The 15687-nt window shown below is 65.4% G+C and carries 15 protein-coding genes and 1 pseudogene; 3 read left to right on the plus strand and 13 right to left on the minus strand.

Annotated elements, in window-relative coordinates; genetic code table 11:
* The 6 genes and pseudogenes from C41B8_RS05905 to C41B8_RS05930 all read right to left on the minus strand — a co-directional run.
* Positions 1-714, minus strand: a pseudogene (locus C41B8_RS05905) (malate synthase G); the annotation flags it as partial.
* A 119-nt stretch (positions 715-833) separates the two neighbouring features.
* Entirely contained in the window at positions 834-2303 is a 1470-nt protein-coding gene (locus C41B8_RS05910; RefSeq protein ID WP_037335457.1) for a RimK family protein, read from the minus strand.
* A 33-nt stretch (positions 2304-2336) separates the two neighbouring features.
* Positions 2337-2843 carry a GNAT family N-acetyltransferase gene (locus C41B8_RS05915; RefSeq protein WP_051883152.1) on the minus strand — a complete coding sequence of 169 codons (507 nt, stop codon included), beginning with the start codon at positions 2841-2843 and terminating at the stop codon, positions 2337-2339.
* A complete protein-coding gene (locus C41B8_RS05920) occupies positions 2840-3832 on the minus strand; it encodes a zinc-dependent alcohol dehydrogenase family protein (protein WP_037335459.1) in 993 nt (330 codons plus the stop codon). Before C41B8_RS05920 ends, C41B8_RS05915 begins: the two co-directional genes overlap by 4 nt.
* 118 nt (positions 3833-3950) lie before the next feature.
* Positions 3951-5279, minus strand: a complete 1329-nt coding sequence (locus tag C41B8_RS19445) for an ATP-binding protein (protein ID WP_051883153.1) — start codon at positions 5277-5279, stop codon at positions 3951-3953.
* The gene (locus C41B8_RS05930) at positions 5276-5998 is read right to left on the minus strand and encodes a response regulator (protein WP_037335462.1); all 723 of its coding nucleotides are present in this window, start codon (positions 5996-5998) and stop codon (positions 5276-5278) included. Before C41B8_RS05930 ends, C41B8_RS19445 begins: the two co-directional genes overlap by 4 nt.
* 220 nt (positions 5999-6218) lie before the next feature.
* On the opposite strand from C41B8_RS05930, the gene C41B8_RS19450 reads away from it, so the two are divergent.
* Complete coding sequence (locus tag C41B8_RS19450; RefSeq protein ID WP_051883154.1) at positions 6219-6869, plus strand: EF-hand domain-containing protein; 651 nt, start codon at positions 6219-6221, stop codon at positions 6867-6869.
* Between the two features lie 244 nt (positions 6870-7113).
* Complete coding sequence (locus C41B8_RS05940; RefSeq protein WP_037335464.1) at positions 7114-7602, plus strand: hypothetical protein; 489 nt, start codon at positions 7114-7116, stop codon at positions 7600-7602.
* A gap of 7 nt (positions 7603-7609) precedes the next feature.
* Here the strand turns inward: C41B8_RS05940 and C41B8_RS05945 are convergent, their stop codons facing one another.
* From C41B8_RS05945 to C41B8_RS20640, 5 genes are all read right to left on the minus strand, one after another.
* Positions 7610-8560: an IS481 family transposase gene (locus C41B8_RS05945; protein WP_084188566.1), complete on the minus strand. Its 951-nt coding sequence runs from the start codon at positions 8558-8560 to the stop codon at positions 7610-7612.
* A 386-nt stretch (positions 8561-8946) separates the two neighbouring features.
* Positions 8947-9710 (minus strand): IS5 family transposase gene (locus C41B8_RS20020; protein ID WP_156962436.1). Its coding sequence is split into 2 segments (ribosomal slippage): positions 8947-9338 and positions 9338-9710, totalling 765 coding nucleotides; the frame shifts between segments, so codons are not numbered across the junction.
* Positions 9711-9815: 105 nt separating this feature from the next.
* Positions 9816-10691 carry an SDR family oxidoreductase gene (locus C41B8_RS05960; RefSeq protein WP_156962437.1) on the minus strand — a complete coding sequence of 292 codons (876 nt, stop codon included), beginning with the start codon at positions 10689-10691 and terminating at the stop codon, positions 9816-9818.
* Between the two features lie 27 nt (positions 10692-10718).
* Positions 10719-11897 carry a heme biosynthesis HemY N-terminal domain-containing protein gene (locus tag C41B8_RS05965; RefSeq protein WP_037335475.1) on the minus strand — a complete coding sequence of 393 codons (1179 nt, stop codon included), beginning with the start codon at positions 11895-11897 and terminating at the stop codon, positions 10719-10721.
* The gene (locus tag C41B8_RS20640; protein ID WP_037335477.1) at positions 11897-13138 is read right to left on the minus strand and encodes a uroporphyrinogen-III C-methyltransferase; all 1242 of its coding nucleotides are present in this window, start codon (positions 13136-13138) and stop codon (positions 11897-11899) included. Before C41B8_RS20640 ends, C41B8_RS05965 begins: the two co-directional genes overlap by 1 nt.
* 13 nt (positions 13139-13151) lie before the next feature.
* On the opposite strand from C41B8_RS20640, the gene C41B8_RS20645 reads away from it, so the two are divergent.
* Complete coding sequence (locus C41B8_RS20645; RefSeq protein ID WP_037335479.1) at positions 13152-13943, plus strand: hypothetical protein; 792 nt, start codon at positions 13152-13154, stop codon at positions 13941-13943.
* 38 nt (positions 13944-13981) lie between these two features.
* Here the strand turns inward: C41B8_RS20645 and C41B8_RS19455 are convergent, their stop codons facing one another.
* Both C41B8_RS19455 and hemC read right to left on the minus strand, forming a co-directional pair.
* Positions 13982-14827: a uroporphyrinogen-III synthase gene (locus C41B8_RS19455; protein WP_051883156.1), complete on the minus strand. Its 846-nt coding sequence runs from the start codon at positions 14825-14827 to the stop codon at positions 13982-13984.
* Positions 14766-15686 carry a hydroxymethylbilane synthase gene (gene hemC / locus C41B8_RS05985; protein WP_037335483.1) on the minus strand — a complete coding sequence of 307 codons (921 nt, stop codon included), beginning with the start codon at positions 15684-15686 and terminating at the stop codon, positions 14766-14768. Before hemC ends, C41B8_RS19455 begins: the two co-directional genes overlap by 62 nt.
* Position 15687 lies beyond the last annotated feature (1 nt).

A 15687-nucleotide genomic window follows, 5' to 3' on the forward strand; every position in this document is an offset into this window, starting at 1 on the left:
GATGTGCAGGGCGTGGTGCACGAGCAGGACGGCGCTCGGTGCGCTGGCGGTGCCTTGATGGCCGACGAACTGGCGCGGGTCGGCCAGGCCGACGTGGTCGGAGCCGATGTCGACAGCGAGCCGGCCGTTGTCGATGCGATAGGCCTGGGCGTCGGCGTGCGAGCCGCCGTCGAGGGGGAAGTGGGCGTCGAGGAATTCAGCCGCATGGGCGACGACCTTGGCGCCCCGCTTGGGGTTGTAGCTTTTGCCTTTTTCGGCGCCGTCGGTCTCGGGGATGATGTCGGCGCCGTAGAGGGCGTCGTAGAGGCTGCCCCAACGGGCGTTGGCGGCGTTCAAGGCAAACCGGGCGTTGGTGATGGGCACGACGAGTTGCGGGCCGGGCACGGTGGCGATTTCGGGGTCGACGTGGTCGGTGGAGACCGAGAAGTCGTCGACGTCCGGCACGATGTATTCGAGTTCGGTCAGCAGTTGACGGTATGCGTCGCGGTCGAAGGCGTCGCCGCGATGTTCGCGATGCCATTTGTCCAGGGTTTCCTGGAGGTCGACACGGTGCTTGAGCAGGGCCGCGTTCTTGGGCCCGAATTCTTCGACCAGGGCCGCCAGTTCGGCCCAGAACATGTCCGAGTCGATCCCGGTCCCCGGCAGGGCGCGCTCGATCAGGTCGTATAAAGGCTGGCCGATCTGCAGGCCGGCGCGTTCGATTCGCTGGGTCATGACTAGGCCTTTCTCGCTTGTAGACGTCGGTCGCGGCAAGCCGCGCTCGAAAAAATGTATTTTCAGACAGGACGACCGACTATAGCGAAAGCCGTTGCCTGCGCAAACCGGCCGCTCAGTCAGGAAACGCCTTGTGTACGTGCCTCGAGCCGACGCAGGAATTCGGCCATGACGGCACGGTATAGCGCTTTCCCTGCCACGGCATCCTCGATCCCGGCATCGATGCTCGGGTTGTCGTTGATCTCGATCACGCGCAGCCCGTCGGCGGTCTGCTTGATATCGACCCCGTAGAGCCCGTCGCCAATCAGACCGGCCGCCGTCACGGCGGTCTCGACCACCTCGGGCGGCGCGTCTGCTACGTCCAGCGTGCGGGAATCGCCCTCGCTGATGCCATCGGCGCCGTTGTAGTCCACCACTTGCCAGTGACCGCCCGCCATCATGTATTGACAGACATACAGCGCGCGTCCGCCCAGCACGCCCACGCGCCAATCGAATTCCGTCGGCATGAATTCCTGGGCCAGGGCCAGTTCCGAATCCTCCAGCAAACGCGCTGCGATGTCGTTGAGCTCGGCCATGTTCTCGGCCTTGAACACGCCTTTCGAGAATGCGCCCTCGGGGGCCTTGAGCACCATCGGGAACCCCAGCAGCTCGGGCAGACGGTCGATCTCGTGCTCGCCGAAGATCGCGGCTTTGGGCGCGGCCACGTTGTGGCGCGTGAGCAACTCGGCGAGATAAACCTTGTTGGTACAACGCAGAATGGAGATCGGATCGTCGATCACCACCAGCCCCTCCTGCTCCGCGCGGCGCGAAAACGCATAGGTGTGGTGGTTCAAGCGCGTGGTCTCGCGGATGAACAACGCATCGAATTCGGCCAGCCGCCCCAGATCGCGCTTGGTGATCCGCTCGACTTCCAGGCCCAGTTCACGGCCCGCGGCGACGAAGCCAGCCAGCGCGGCCTCGTTGGACGGCGGCTGCGGGTCGCCGGGATCCACCAGCATGGCGACGTCGAAACGCGCATGACGTCGATGGCCGGGCTGTTGCCAGCCGCGCGCCAGATAGGCGTTCATGGCCTCGGCCAGAAAATCGGCTTCGGCCCCGTCGAGTTGACGGATCGACAACGTGCGTACCGTCCCGACCCGAACCGAACCGGCGGTTTCGCGCAGTTCCAGATTGATCAACGGAACCGCGAACTGTTCGAAGACATGGCGTGCCACGCGTTCCAGCTCTGGATAACGACAACGCCCCAGCACGATATGACAGTCCTCCGGCAGCGCTTGCCACGTTCCCGCGTCGAGCGCGGCCAGCGCCTCGTTAATAGCCGGAATCTCACTGGAATACAGCAGTTTGCGCGACAGATCGGCGAGTCGAGCCACCGACGGGATTACCCGCTGGCCACGGGCCTCGGCCAATAACGAACAGTAATAGCCGAGGCTCTGATAACGGGTACTACGACAGAGATTGATCACATGCAGCCCGGCATCGGCGTAGACCGGATCGGCCAGGTAGTCGTCGGCCAGGACCAGACGGGCGGCCGGCGATGCGGCACGCCAGTCGCGCAGGGATTCAACCACGATTACAGGTTCGGCCATTCGGCGCTCCAGTACACCTACACAATCGCTGGATTATGGCGAACCGGACCCCTCGTCGAATAGCAGGCGTTTCCCCAAACGCACGCCCGCTTCGTAACCGCCGTCCGTATCCTCGTAATAATCGATGAGCCGGCCGGTCTCATCGAAGCCACAGGCCGCGAACAGTGCCCGCGACCCCGTGTTAGACAAGCGCGCCTCGGCACTGAGACGCGTACAGCCCGCGGCCTTCGCGCTTTGCTCGGCGTCGTCGATCAGGCGCCGTGCCAACCCTCGGCCGCGCGCTTGCGCATCAACCGCGATCGAATAAATCCGCGCCACCCGCGTCCCGCGTCGATACAACAGCATCAGATAACCCAGCAGGCGACCGCCGGCTTCGGCGATGCGCAGCTCGCCATGCGCGCGCTGGATCAGATGCCGCATGCTGCGCCGGGACTGTGCGTCCTGGGCGAAACAACGGTGTTCCAGCGCCATCAGGGCATCCAGATCGGTGAGAGCGGCCCGCCGGATCCGAATATCGTCGGCGGGCCGCGGCGCGCTCACGGTATGCGGACGACGATCTTGCCGAACTGCTGGTTCGATTCCATGTAACGATGCGCTTCCACGATATCGTCGAAATCGAAGACGCGATCGACCGTCGGCACCAGATCGCCGGACGCGATGCCGTCGAACACGAACTGCTTGCCGCGCGCGAAGGCCTGCTCGTCTGCGAAAATTTCCAGCACCGTATAACCCCGCAGCGTGAGCGCCTTGGCCAGGGCCGTGAACAGCGGAAACGGCGTTTCATCGGGGGCGAGCGCGCCATAGAGGAACATCGTCCCGCCCGGGCTCATGGCGTTGGCCAGATCGTTGACCGTGGATCCCGCAACCGGGTCGAACACGATCCGTGCGCCGGCATTGTTCGTCAGCCGCATCGTCTCGCCGGCAATGTCCTGGGACTCGGAGACGATCACATGCGCCGCGCCGGCCTTCTTGAGCTGCTCGACCTTGGCATTCGTGCGCGACATCGCGATCGGCGTCGCGCCGACGTGATTGGCGATCTGGATCGCGGCCAGGCCGACGCTGGACGACGCCGCAGGAATCAGCACCGCCTCGCCGGCTTGTAGCTGACCGAATTCGATCAGCGCGCCATAAGCGGTCAGATATGCCATCCAGATCGCCGCAGACTGGACCGCATCCAACCCCGCCGGGCGCACCGTGAGCGCGTGCGCCGGCACGATGGTGGATTCGGCATACATGCTGTAAGCGTTCATGGAAAACGCGGGCGCCACCGCCACAGCATCGCCCTCGGCGAAATCGCGCACGCCAGGCCCGACGGCCTCGACGATACCCGCGCCTTCATAACCCATACCGGCCGGCAGATTCGGCGATTCCAGATAAGCACCGTTGCGAAACATCACTTCGGCCCGGTTCAGGCCGATCGCCTCAACCCGGATGCGAACTTCGCCTTCGCCCGGCTCACGCACGGTCACATCTTCGATCTTGAGCACGTCGGCATTGCCGGTTTCGTGAATACGTACGGCTCGCGTCATGATCTTCCCGGCCCGAAGCCGGTCGTTGTTAAATGATGCCCTCAGCTTATCGCGTCGACGGCCGGCGATGTCACGTGGTTGGCGGTTGCGGCGCGCAAGCGATCGCGATCCGTCGCCGCTACGCCCGGGCGCGAGGCAGCGTCATACGCACGACGAGGCCGCCCTCGGCCCGATTGCCCAGCGTGATATCGCCGCCGTGGCCGCGAATCACCGAGCGGGCGATCGACAGACCCAGGCCGACCCCGCCGGTATCCCGGCTCCGCGACGTCTCCAGCCGGACAAACGCGTCGAATACGGACGACATTGCCGATTCGGCAATACCCGGCCCGCGGTCCGCCACCTCGATCACCACCTGTCCCGGGCTTTCGACGAGGCTCACCTCGGCGCTCTGGCCGTACGCCAGCGCGTTGTCGATGACGTTACGCAGCGCGCGCCGGATCGCCACCGGCCGACAGACCAGCGTGACCTGATCGCCGGTTTTGAATACCACCGGCGCATCGGCTGCGCGGTAATCCTCGACCACGGCATCCACCAGCGCGGTCAGATCCATGCGCCGGCTGGCTTCGGCGCTGGCTTCCTCGCGCATGAAGGTGAGCGCGGCCTCCGACATATGCGCCATATCCTCGAGCGTGGCGCGCATGGCCCGCGTATTGTCGTCGTTGGGCAGGAATTCCAGTCGCAGACGCAGTGCCGTAATGGGCGTGCGTAGATCATGGGCCAGTGCGGCCACCAGGCGCGTGCGTTCGGCCACGAATCGATCGATGCGCTCGTGCATCCGGTTGAACTCGATGATCGATCGCTTGATCTCGTCACCGCCGCGTTCCGGCACCGGATCGATGGCCTCGCCGCGCCCGAAGCGCTCGGCCGCGGTTGCCAGATCCCGCAGCGGCCGCGTAAAGCGACGCGAGGCCACGACCACCATCACGATCATGATCGCCAGCGTGATCAGTATGTTACGAAGAGTCTGGCCGCCCCAGCCGTGGCCCAAACCGGGCCGGCTAGCGCGAATCTCAAGCCAACGCCCGTCCTCACGCCGCACCGAGAACGCAATCGCCGGACGTTTCGGATGGGCCGCCAGCAGTCCCGCGCCTACGCAGACCCGGGCGGCGTCGGGCGCCAGGCCGAGCTTGTCGGCCAGATCCTTGGCATAGGCCGGGCGCGGTGCGCTCGGCGGCGGGCAATGCAGCGGCCGATTCCGGATGGCATAGCTGGCAAAAGGATTCGACAGGCCCCGAACCGCGGCCCGTTCCTCACCCGGCTTGACGTGCCGGAGCATGCGATTGATCGAGGGTACCGTCTGGCTGAGATAATTGGTGAGAACGCGCTGTACCAAGTGGTCCTGGTTGTAGACGAAGCTCAGATAACCCACGAGCTGCGAAACCAGCAGCGCCACCAACGTCAACAGAATGATGCGGGCCGACAACCCGCGCGGCAGCCAGCGTTTCACGCCGGCCCCACATCAGGCGTGAAGCGATAGCCGCCGCCCCACACGGTCTTGATCAGCGCGGGCGCCGCGGAGTCGCGCTCGATCTTGCGGCGCAGCCGCGAGACCTGATTGTCCACACTGCGATCGAATACCTCGGCCTCCCGGCCCTGGGTCAGATCGAGCAACTGCTCGCGTGACAGCACGCGGTTCGGATGACGTACGAAGGCCAGTAGGAGCCGGAATTCGCCCGTCGACAGGGTTACCGACAGGCCGGTCTCGTCCTCCAGCTCCTGCCGCGCGACGTGAAACACCCAGCGATCGAAGCGCACGGTCTGTTCTTCGATCGCATCGCGCTGGGTGGGCAAGGCCGCCGCGCGACGCAGCACCGCCCGTACGCGCGCCAGGAGTTCGCGCGGCGAGAACGGTTTGGTGACGTAATCGTCCGCGCCCATTTCCAGGCCGATCACGCGATCGGTCTCCTCGGCGACAGCGGTCAACAGAATCACCGGGATCGCGGTGGTCTCGCGCAGCCAACGGCACAGGCTCAGCCCGTCCTCGCCCGGCATCATGATGTCGAGAATGACCAGATCGAGCGCGGCATCGCGAACTTGCCGGCGTGCCGCGGCGGCATCGGCCGCAGCCGATACACGAAATCCGTGACCCGCGAGATAACGGGCCAGCGAGTCGCGGATATCGCGATGATCATCGACAACCAGAAGATGCGGGGTCGGCTCGGCCATGGGGAGCGGCAATCGCTGTAAACGCTGGCGTCAATATAACGCGCAGCGTCCGGCCCGCCCGGCCGATCGTGTAACCGAGTCTGCCAGGCGGGCGCACTGACACGGTTTGCGACAAAATCGCGCATCGACGACAGAGTTGCAGCACATTTCTGCGCGGTAATGAGCACCGTGGACAGCGCCGCACACGCGGCGACCACACTCATCCGCAAAGGAGTACGTGATGAACAAGTATCTGACCCTGTCGCTGATCGCCGCCGGCCTGTCGGTTTCGGCCGCCGGGTTCGCGGCCGACAACAACGCGCCCGGCCCGGACCGCGACAGCCAGGCCGTGTTCAAAAAGCTCGACACTAACGGCGACGGCAAACTCAGCGCGGCCGAAATGACCCGGCTGCCCGAAGTGATGACGCAGCAGCGGCTCGACAAGATGGACACCAATCACGACGGCAAAATCGAAAAGAGCGAATTCGAGGCGCATGCCAAGGCCCGTGCCGATCGCATGTTCGCGCGGCTCGACACGAATCACGACGGCTCGATCTCAATCGACGAAATGGCGCAGCTGCGAGGCCGGCATCACATGGGCCCGCCCAAGCGCCCTTCCAATGGCGATATGCCGCCCCCGCCGCCCTCGGACGACGCGGGTAATGCGCCGCCGCCGAAACCGGACGACATGGCGCATCGAGGCCCCGACCCCGAGCATCACCGCTGGCACCGCCATGGCCGCCCGACCACGGACCAGATCTTCGCCCATATGGACACCAACAACGACGGCTATGTGTCGGCCCAGGAATGGCAGCAGGCCGCCCGGCAGTGGCGTCATCATCACGGCGCGCACCCGGCGAAACCGGCCCCGGCTGACGACAGCAACGGCTGATCGGCCATCGACCGATACCGATCGGAACCCTCAAAGGGCCGGCGCCTGGCGCCGGCCCTTTGTTCGATGCGCCGCCCCAGCCGAGCGCCAACCCGCGGCGATATCGGCCGGTCCGAGGGCCATCGGTATCATCAGGCTGGCTTCGCTACACCCGAACGGATGGTGGTCGCCGTCAGGCCCGCCTTGCCCCATAACCCACCGCGGGGCGTATTCTGGCGCAAATACTTCGCTCGACCCCGTCGCCATGATCGCCCGCCCTGCCCGGATTGCCGCGGCGCTGTTTGTTCCGATCGCGGCGCTATTGTCCGCCTGCGCCAGCCATCCGCCGACCGGACCCGGTGATACGCGCTCGAGCGCCGACGTGCCCGATCGCTCGATTCTGGTGTCCGACAAGCATTCGTCAGCCCTGGCGCAGGGCCTGCGCCACGCGTTGAGCCAGCGCGGCTGGCATCTGGTCCGCTATCGCGGCGATCTGACGCATCCCGGCCGGCACTATCGGGCCATGGCACAACGCGCGAAATATCGTCTCACGCTCACCGACACACCGGTCAGCGCATGCCGCGACGGCGATCCGGGCTATCGATATCGAATCGCGGTGATTCAAAACGACGGCGGCAACGTCCCGGTCACGTTATCCGGCGCGGCCTGCCTGAGCACGATCGTGCAGGACTTCGCCAGCGCGCTGGATCGCAATGGACTCGCCCGGGCCTCGCGTCAGGACGACTTGCCGTAAATCCGTCCTAGGTGTGTAAACCCACCACATTGTTCACGTTGAGCCGCAGCCGGCTGATCGGTGGTTGATGGTTCAGGCTGGCATGGGGTCGGTGCCAGTTGTAGTCATGCAGCCAGTACGGCAGATAGTCAGCGCGCTCATCGGCGTTTTGATAGCCATGGGCATACGCCGATTCGTGTAGCGCCGTCTGAATCCAGCGCTCGGCCTTGCCGTTGGTCCGCGGCCGGTACGGCCGCGTGCGCTTGTGTTCAAGCCCGAGTCGACGACAGGCGGTGGCAAAGCGCCGGGATTGATAGCACGCCCCATTGTCGGTGAGGACGGCCTTGAACTGGACGCCCAAGCGGCGGTAGTAACGCAAGGCGGCGATCAGCGCTCGAACCGCACTGGCGCCGGTCTCATCCGGCCAGATGGTGGCATGGGCCACCCGGCTGTGATCGTCGATGGCCATATGGAGGTAGTCCCAGCCGGCACCCCGCGACTTGCCGCGCCGGTCGCCGGTCACGCGATGACCGGGACGCGCAAAACGATTCACTTTCTTGATGTCCAGGTGCAACCGGTCGCCGGGGGCGTCGTGTTCGTAGCGTCGGACGGGCGGCGCGGGGTCCCGCGCCGACAATCGATTCAGGCCGCCCCGCTGGAGCACGCGCGCGCCCGTCGCGCGCGGCACGCCGGTCTGACGCGTGAGCGCCGAATAAATACGTCGCTGGCGACGGAGACGGCGGATGCGCGCTTGCTGCGCGCCTGAAGTCCGATGCGGGCATCGGTGCGGCCGGCAGCTTCGGTCCCACAACCCCGCCCAGCCTTCGTTGCGATAGCGCGCCAGCCACTTGTAGACCGTGCGGGGCCTGACCGCCATGGCCTGGGCGACATCGACCGGCCTGAGCCCTTGTTCGCTCACACGATGGACCCGCACGTGTCGACTGTGAACGGTGAGGCACGCATTCTTGTGTGTGTTCATCCGGGTCGCTCCTTACGTCTGACGGATTTCAGCACCCATCAGCTTCAAGGCTTGCGGCTCGGATGAACAATCTACTGAGAGGTCACACCTAGGGCGTGTTGAGGTTTCGTGCGGGTCCGCGCCAAGCGCTGTTTTACGGCAAGACGAGGCGTAGCGAACGTGGCGTAGTGAACCTACGCGAGAGAGCTATAACGCTGGATTGCCGCAAAACAGCGCTTGTCACTTCGGGTTGGGCCGCCCATAAAAAATTAACTAGGGGCGCCCTGCGGTGTTGCGAATCTGGGTCGTGGCACGCCACGACGCGGCGACTCGCGCCTTGCCGGACACGATTTGCGGACGCCAACGCGGCGCTCGCACCAAACCTCAACACGCCCTAGGCTGTGTCGTCACGAGATCTTAAGCCAGAGGCAGAGACAGGCGATTTGCGCTTGGGCTAGAAACGACGACAGTCGTTTCGCGTAGCGTGTGGCCAACCCACGCCAGCGTTTGAGTTGCTCGAATGCGTTTTCGACGAGGTGCCGGTGTTGATACAGCGCGGTATCCAACGCGCGCGGTGTTTTACGATGAACGCGCGATGGAATCTGGACATGCATGCCCTGACTCTGGGCGTGCTCGACAATCGCGTTGCTGTCGTAACCTTTGTCTGCAATCAAATGCTCGGCCTCGACCCCGTGGATCAACTCGTCAGCTTCTGCACAATCCGCTCGGGTACCTGACGTTGTAAGAACTCGGAGCGGCATACCATGCGCATCCACGGCCAGGTGCAGCTTGGTGTTGAGCCCCCTTTTGTACGACCTATCCCGTCATTACCGCCGAGCGCGCCTGCGGCGGCCGCATGCGCTTTGCAATGGCTGGCATCGATCATCAGCCATTCGAAATCGGGCTCGTCGATCAACACCTCAAGCAGGGCTTCCCAGATCCCGCGATCCCGCCAGCGGCAAAAGCGTCGATGCGTGTTCTTCCAGTCGCCATAGGTCGGCGGCAAATCACGCCATGGCGACCCGGTGCGTAAAATCCACAGGACCGCATTGACGAATCGGCGATTATCCCGGGCCACGCCGCCCCATTGGCCGGCGCGGCCGGGCAAGTGGGGCTCAATCAACGCCCACTGATGGTCGGTCAGATCGTGGCGATGTTGGGCGTCTGACATGCTGTGATCGTCGCTCAGGTGTATCCGCACCCTATGAAAACATATCTCGTGACGACACGCCCTAGGGTCTGTTGAGGTTTCGTGCGAGTCCTCGGCGCAAGACCGTCAGCAGGCGCGCGCGTCGCCGCGCAGGCTGGCTTCCAGCCCATCGCGATAATCGGGGAAGACCAGCGAATAGCCGGTATCGGCCAGCAATCGTGCGTTCGACAGTCGCCGCGACTCGGCCAGGAACGACAGCCGCATGGCCGAAAATCGCTGCTGCGCCTCGGTCCAGTCGATCTTTGGCGGCGCCGGTACGCCGAGTAGCGCAGCCAGCGTGTCGTAATAGGCTTCGCGACGCGTCGGCGCGCCGTCGCAGGCGTTGTAGATCGTATGCGCCGGTTGCTTGGTCGCCACCTGCCAGACCATGCCGGCGAGATCGTCGATATGGACCCGATTGGTCCAGCCACCCGCCGTGTCGGCCAGCACCGGTTCTCCGGCCAACACACGATCGACCGGGATGCGGCCCGGGCCGTATATTCCCGGCGCACGCAAAATCACGGCCTGCGGCGCCCAGGCCGCGATCCGCCGTTCTGCATCCACGCGGCGCCTGGCGCGCGGGGTGTCCGGGGCCACGGCCCGAGTCTCGTCGACCCAGGCCTCGCCGCAGTCGCCGTAGACGCCGCTGGTACTGATGTATACGACATGCTCCGGTGCCACCGGCAAGGCCGCCAGCACGCGCGCCATGCGCGCGTCGGCCTCGCCCGCACGGCCCGGCGGCGCGCTGTAGATCAGGCGCCGACAAGCCGGCAAGACCTCGATCTCGGCATCCAGATCGATACGCAACGCACGGGCGCCCACCGAGCGCACCCGCATGGCAGACGCCGGGCTGCGAACCACACCGGTCACGCGCTCACCCGCGGCCACGGCACGCGCGGCCACGCGCACGCCGGTATCGCCGCATCCGACGATGAGCGTCGACACCTCAGCCGATGCGCTCAACGCGTCGCCTCGATCCGGCCCGCCGTCTCACGACGAGGTGCGCAACTCCAGACCCCGACGATAAGCCGAGCGCGCCTGATCCGCCTCATCAATCTGCTCGAACAGATGACCCAGCTCCAGGAGCGCGTCAGCACGCGAATGCTGCGTCTGGCTGGCCTCGAAATAACTGCGGGCGCGTCCCCAGAGCTGGTTTCGCAGACACAGCCGACCGGCGACCAGCATCAACTCGGGCTCACGCCCGTGGATCTTGATCCATTCTTCGACGGTCGCGAGCTGTTCGGTCTGATCGCTGCAGTCGAGATCGCCGAAGATCAGCGCCAGCGCGGGGACCCACTGCTTCTTCAAGGCATTGCGAATCACGTTGGCGGCTTCGTCGTCGGCGCCCTGCTGTTTCAGGCACACCGCGTAGTGACGCAGGATTTCCGGTTCCTGCCGCAAATCCTTCGGCACATGACGCCAGGTTGCGGTAAGCCCGCCGATATCAGCCTGCTGACTCAGACGATGCTGATAGGCCGCAATCGACATCTCGCGTACGCGTTGTTTCGACAACGCTGAATGCTTGCCGAGTTCCGGCAACAACTCGTAGACCCGACCGTAATCGCCACAGGCCATCGCGTGCTCGGCATACATCCGCAACACCCAGGGATGCCGCGGCTCCAGTTCGTACAGTCGCGCCAACGTGGCCTGGGCCTCGGCCGTCTGACCCGCCTCAATCTGCAGCTGCGCCTGGGTGATAAGCACCGCGAGTTCGCTGACCGATTTACGCGACGACGCTTTGCGTAGATAACGGTCGCGATCGCCCAGATGATCCTGGTACTGCGCGGCGCGCGCCGAGAACAGATGATTCAGACCCGGCGCCTCGTTGGACTCGGCCAAGGCCTGCAGATCAGCTTCGGCCAGCGCCCAGCGGGCTTCGGCCATATGCTCGAGCCCAACATAGAGCGAGCGCCGCGCCTTGCGTTGACGACGTCGTCCGAAGAAACCGCGAATATTGCGCGGTGCAAACACCAGCGCAACCAGGATGCGCCAGGCCATCGCCAGCACCCACACGCCGAGGATTACGGCCGCACAGGCAAACAACAACGAGGTTTCGATCTGCCATCCGTTGAACGCGATCAGGACATAGCCCTGATGATTTCGGAACACCAGCGACAGCAGAATTCCGAGCAGCAGGAATACGAAGAAAGCCAGCAGCAGGCGACGCATCACGAGCTCCCCGCCGTATCGGCGCTGTCGGTCGCATCAGTGTTCGACTGGCCCTGGCCCTTCGTGGCGCCCTTGTCCTTCGACGTGCCGGGCTTACCCGCCTGGGACTGGCCGGACTGGGACTGTCCCGATTGATCGGACTTGCTGGCCTGGCTGCCGCTGTTGCGATCACGCGCCATGATCTGGCGCAGCGTCTTGAGACTGCCGGACAGATCGGGCGCCTGCCAGGAGAGCTTGACGTGCGACAGCTGCGACAGATCGTCGAGCACCGCCGACACCGACGAATCGCTGGTATCGAAATACTTCTGGACCCAGTCGCGCGCTTCGGACAAGGCATCGTGATAGGTCTGCGCGTTACCGTTGAGCAACGCCAGACGCGCCGTACGCAGCTGCAGCTGCAGATTCTGGACCAGGAAATAAGCCTGATCCGGCGCCATCAGCGCCGGCGCGTTCTCGGTGCCGTTCGCACGACGGATCGTGACCATCCGCGACAGGGCGTTGCCAACCGAGTTGACGAACTCATGCCACTTCTTCGCCAGCTTGATTCCGGCGAATTCCATCGAATCGCCGTTGTTCTGGCTATTGTCAGCCGTCTTGTTCGAGCCCGAAGCCTGATCGCCAGCCTGCGGCGGCTGGTAGGTGCTCGGCACGTTCGATTTGACCGGCAGTTTCGGGATCTGCTGAATCAGATTAGACAGCTTGAGCGACATCCCTTCGATATCGGGATTGGGCAACGCTTTAAGCGCGGCCATCTCGTCCGCGATCTGGGCCCGCACCGGATGTAGTTCGGGGTCGCCGCTGCGTTTGATGGCCTGATCGGCGAGCGAGAGCGCCTGAGCTGCGCCCTGCGGGTCGCGCGCGACCTGCAGGCGCTGGTTAGCCGCTTCCAGCAACAGGGCAATGCGCTGTTCAACAAACTGCGAGTGATCGCCGCCCAGTTGATCGGACAGCTGCTTGTTCTGGCTCTGGACGTGCTCGATCGTCTGCTGCAGCTGCGCGATCTGCTGCTTGCGCTGGTCCAACGCCTGCGACAGCTGATCCACCCGCTGCGAGAACTTGCCGATGCGATCGCTCATATCGGAGAGCTTCGGCATGACCACTTTCTGGACGTTGTTCTGCAGCCCTTTCTCGACGGTGTTGATCCGCGAGTCCAGATCGGCGATGCGCTGCTGGCCGCGATACCAGAGATAACCGGTCGAAGCCGCGGCCAGAACCGCCACGATCAGCGCGACGATCGCCACGAGCAGGCCGAGCTTGCGGCCCTGGCCGCCCCGTTTCGTGCTGCCGGAAGCCGGCGTACCCGTACGGTTGCCGCCGGCGGAACCCGAAGCGGCGCTACGCGCGCTGCCGGACGAGGTCGACGGGCTGTTACCCGCAGAGCTCGTCGAGGGCGAGGCGGCCGAAGAACTCGACGTACTCGAACGCGGCCCCGAGGTGCTGCTGGCGCCCGCGGATGGCTTGTTGCCGGCACTGCTGCTCTTGGCCGTGGCGGCACTCGTCGAGGCCGCGCCGGAGGCGGCCGTCGCCTTGTGCTTGCCCTTGTCAGACGTTTTGGGTCCGCTCGAGCTGGTGGTGGACGCCGATCCCGATGAGGACGAGGCCGAGCCGCTGCTGGACGCGGCCTTGTTGCCGGTGTTCTGCGCCCCGGACGACTTGCTCGGGCCGTTGCCGGTATCCGAGGCGCTCTTCGTCCCGGCGCCACTCGCGGATTTCGTCGTGCCGGACTCGCCGCTCTTGGCGCTCGATTTGTCGGCACCGGCCGTGCTGCTGGGTCCGGATTGCGAAGCCGCGCTCGACTTTCCGCCGTTCGACGACGACGCGCTCGATCCGGACGCGGTCTGGCGATCCGAGCCGGCGCCCGAACTCGCGCTCGTCGACTGGGCCGATCCCGCCGATGAGGCGTCCGATTTCCCGGCGTCGCTCGTCTTGTCCTTGGGCGGAGCGGCAGACTCCGACGGCTTGTTGCTGGCGCTCGATTGGCTCTTGTCGTCGGACGGGGCCGAGGACTTGGCTCGATCGGCGTTGTTCTGGTCGCGCTTGTCTTGACTCATAAGGTAGCGGCATTCCCCCGGTATCGGTGGCCGTTATTGTCCACGGGCCGGCCAGACCCGGTCCAGCGCGGCCACGGCACCCGCAGCATCCATGCGTTCGATCACGACGGGCGCGATAGCCCAATCGACGTCGTAGCCGGCTTGTTGTACCACACGGCGGCTGGCAGCCACCAACCGCAGGCGCGCCAGGCGGGCGCGCTCCGGGCCCTCGGCCAAAGCCAGCAAATGTCGCCACGCCTCCACGCTGGTCACCACCACGGCATCGGCCGCAAGCAGTCGTTCGAGCCGCGCGCGTTCGATCCGGGCCGCCACGCGTCGATATAGCACGATCTTGTCGAGCTGCGCGCCGCGCGTCGTCAAAGCCTCGGTGAGTGCTTCGCGTCCGCCCTGACCGGCCAGCAACGCCACCCGACACCCGGCGACGTCACGCAGTGCCGGCATGGCGAGCAGTCCCTCGCTATCCGATCGCGCCGGGGTCGCCACGGCCCGCCCGCTATAGTCGGCCAGTGCCGCGGCCGTTGCGTCGCCCACGGCCAACAGTTGACCAGTCGGTGTCCAACGCGGGCACAGGCGCGCCGCGCCCGCGATCGCATTGGCCGAAGTGGCTATGACGATATCTGCGGTTTCGGCGCGGGCCAGCCCGGCTCGGGCAGCCGGCTCGTCTTCAGGCGCCTCGATCACGAGCAATGGCTCGATCAACACCTCGGCCCCGGCCGCCTCGAACGCGCGCCGCCAGGATTCGGCGCCCGCGATCGGCCGTGTCAGCCAGACCGTGGCACCCGACAGATCGGGGGGCGACGCGCTACTCACGCTGCGCTCAGCCGAGATCGGCCAGAATACGATCCGCACCGGCCACCAGCAGCCGTTCCGCCAGGGCATGCCCAAGCGCCGCGGCCTCGTCGACCGGCCCGCTGATTTCATCGCGGACCATCTCGGAGCCGTCGGGACGACCAACGCAGGCACGCAGGCGCAAGGTCACGCCGTCGTGTGTGGCATGCGCGGCGATGGGCAAATGACAGCTGCCCTCGAGCCGGCTATTCACCGCGCGCTCGGCGTCGATGCGCACGTGCGTATATTCGTCGTCGAGCGCGGCGATGGCCGCGGCCGTCTCGTCGTCTCCGACCCGGATTTCGATGCCGAGCACACCCTGCCCGATCGCCGGCAGGCTCTGCTCCGGCGTCAGTTCGCTACGAATACGCGCCGCCAGTTCGAGGCGCTCCAGACCGGCACAGGCCAGCAGGATAGCGTCGTATTCGCCGGCATCCAGCTTGGCGAGACGCGTCTGTACGTTGCCGCGCAGGTTGCGAATCTCCAGATCCGGCCGCAGGTGCTTGATCATGGCCGACCGCCGCAGGCTGGATGTGCCCACGATCGCCCCCGCCGGCATGGCCTCCGGGTTGTCGTAGGTATTCGACACAAAGGCATCCAGCGGACTGGCCGGGGCCAGCACCACCGGCAGCACGAAGCCTTCGGGCAGCTCGGCCGGCACATCCTTCATGGAATGCACGGCCAGATCGGCCTCGCCGTTCGCCATCGCCGCTTCCAGTTCCTTGAGAAACAGGCCCTTGCCGCCGATCGCGGACAGCGGCCGATCAGTCACGCGATCGCCTTCGGTGCGGATCGGCAGCAGTTCGACGGTGGTCTCGGGCAGTGCCACGGCCAGGCGCGCCTGAACGTGGCGGGCCTGCCACAGCGCCAGTTGGGACTGCCGGGTAGCGATACGGAGGGTCTTGGGCATG

The organism is Salinisphaera hydrothermalis C41B8 (assembly GCF_000732535.1).
Classification (GTDB): domain Bacteria; phylum Pseudomonadota; class Gammaproteobacteria; order Nevskiales; family Salinisphaeraceae; genus Salinisphaera; species Salinisphaera hydrothermalis.

Bases quoted from the DNA above. Each gene is read 5' to 3' on its own strand.
- C41B8_RS05910 (WP_037335457.1), bottom strand. From the start codon at position 2,303: ATGGCCGAACCTGTAATCGTGGTTGAATCCCTGCGCGACTGGCGTGCC.
- C41B8_RS05920 (WP_037335459.1), bottom strand. From the start codon at position 3,832: ATGACGCGAGCCGTACGTATTCACGAAACCGGCAATGCCGACGTGCTC.
- C41B8_RS05930 (WP_037335462.1), bottom strand. From the start codon at position 5,998: ATGGCCGAGCCGACCCCGCATCTTCTGGTTGTCGATGATCATCGCGAT.
- C41B8_RS19450 (WP_051883154.1), top strand. From the start codon at position 6,219: ATGAACAAGTATCTGACCCTGTCGCTGATCGCCGCCGGCCTGTCGGTT.
- C41B8_RS05940 (WP_037335464.1), top strand. From the start codon at position 7,114: ATGATCGCCCGCCCTGCCCGGATTGCCGCGGCGCTGTTTGTTCCGATC.
- C41B8_RS05945 (WP_084188566.1), bottom strand. From the start codon at position 8,560: ATGAACACACACAAGAATGCGTGCCTCACCGTTCACAGTCGACACGTG.
- C41B8_RS05965 (WP_037335475.1), bottom strand. From the start codon at position 11,897: ATGCGTCGCCTGCTGCTGGCTTTCTTCGTATTCCTGCTGCTCGGAATT.
- C41B8_RS19455 (WP_051883156.1), bottom strand. From the start codon at position 14,827: ATGCCCTGGCGGAACGGCTGCTGGTGGCCGGTGCGGATCGTATTCTGG.
- hemC (WP_037335483.1), bottom strand. From the start codon at position 15,686: ATGCCCAAGACCCTCCGTATCGCTACCCGGCAGTCCCAACTGGCGCTG.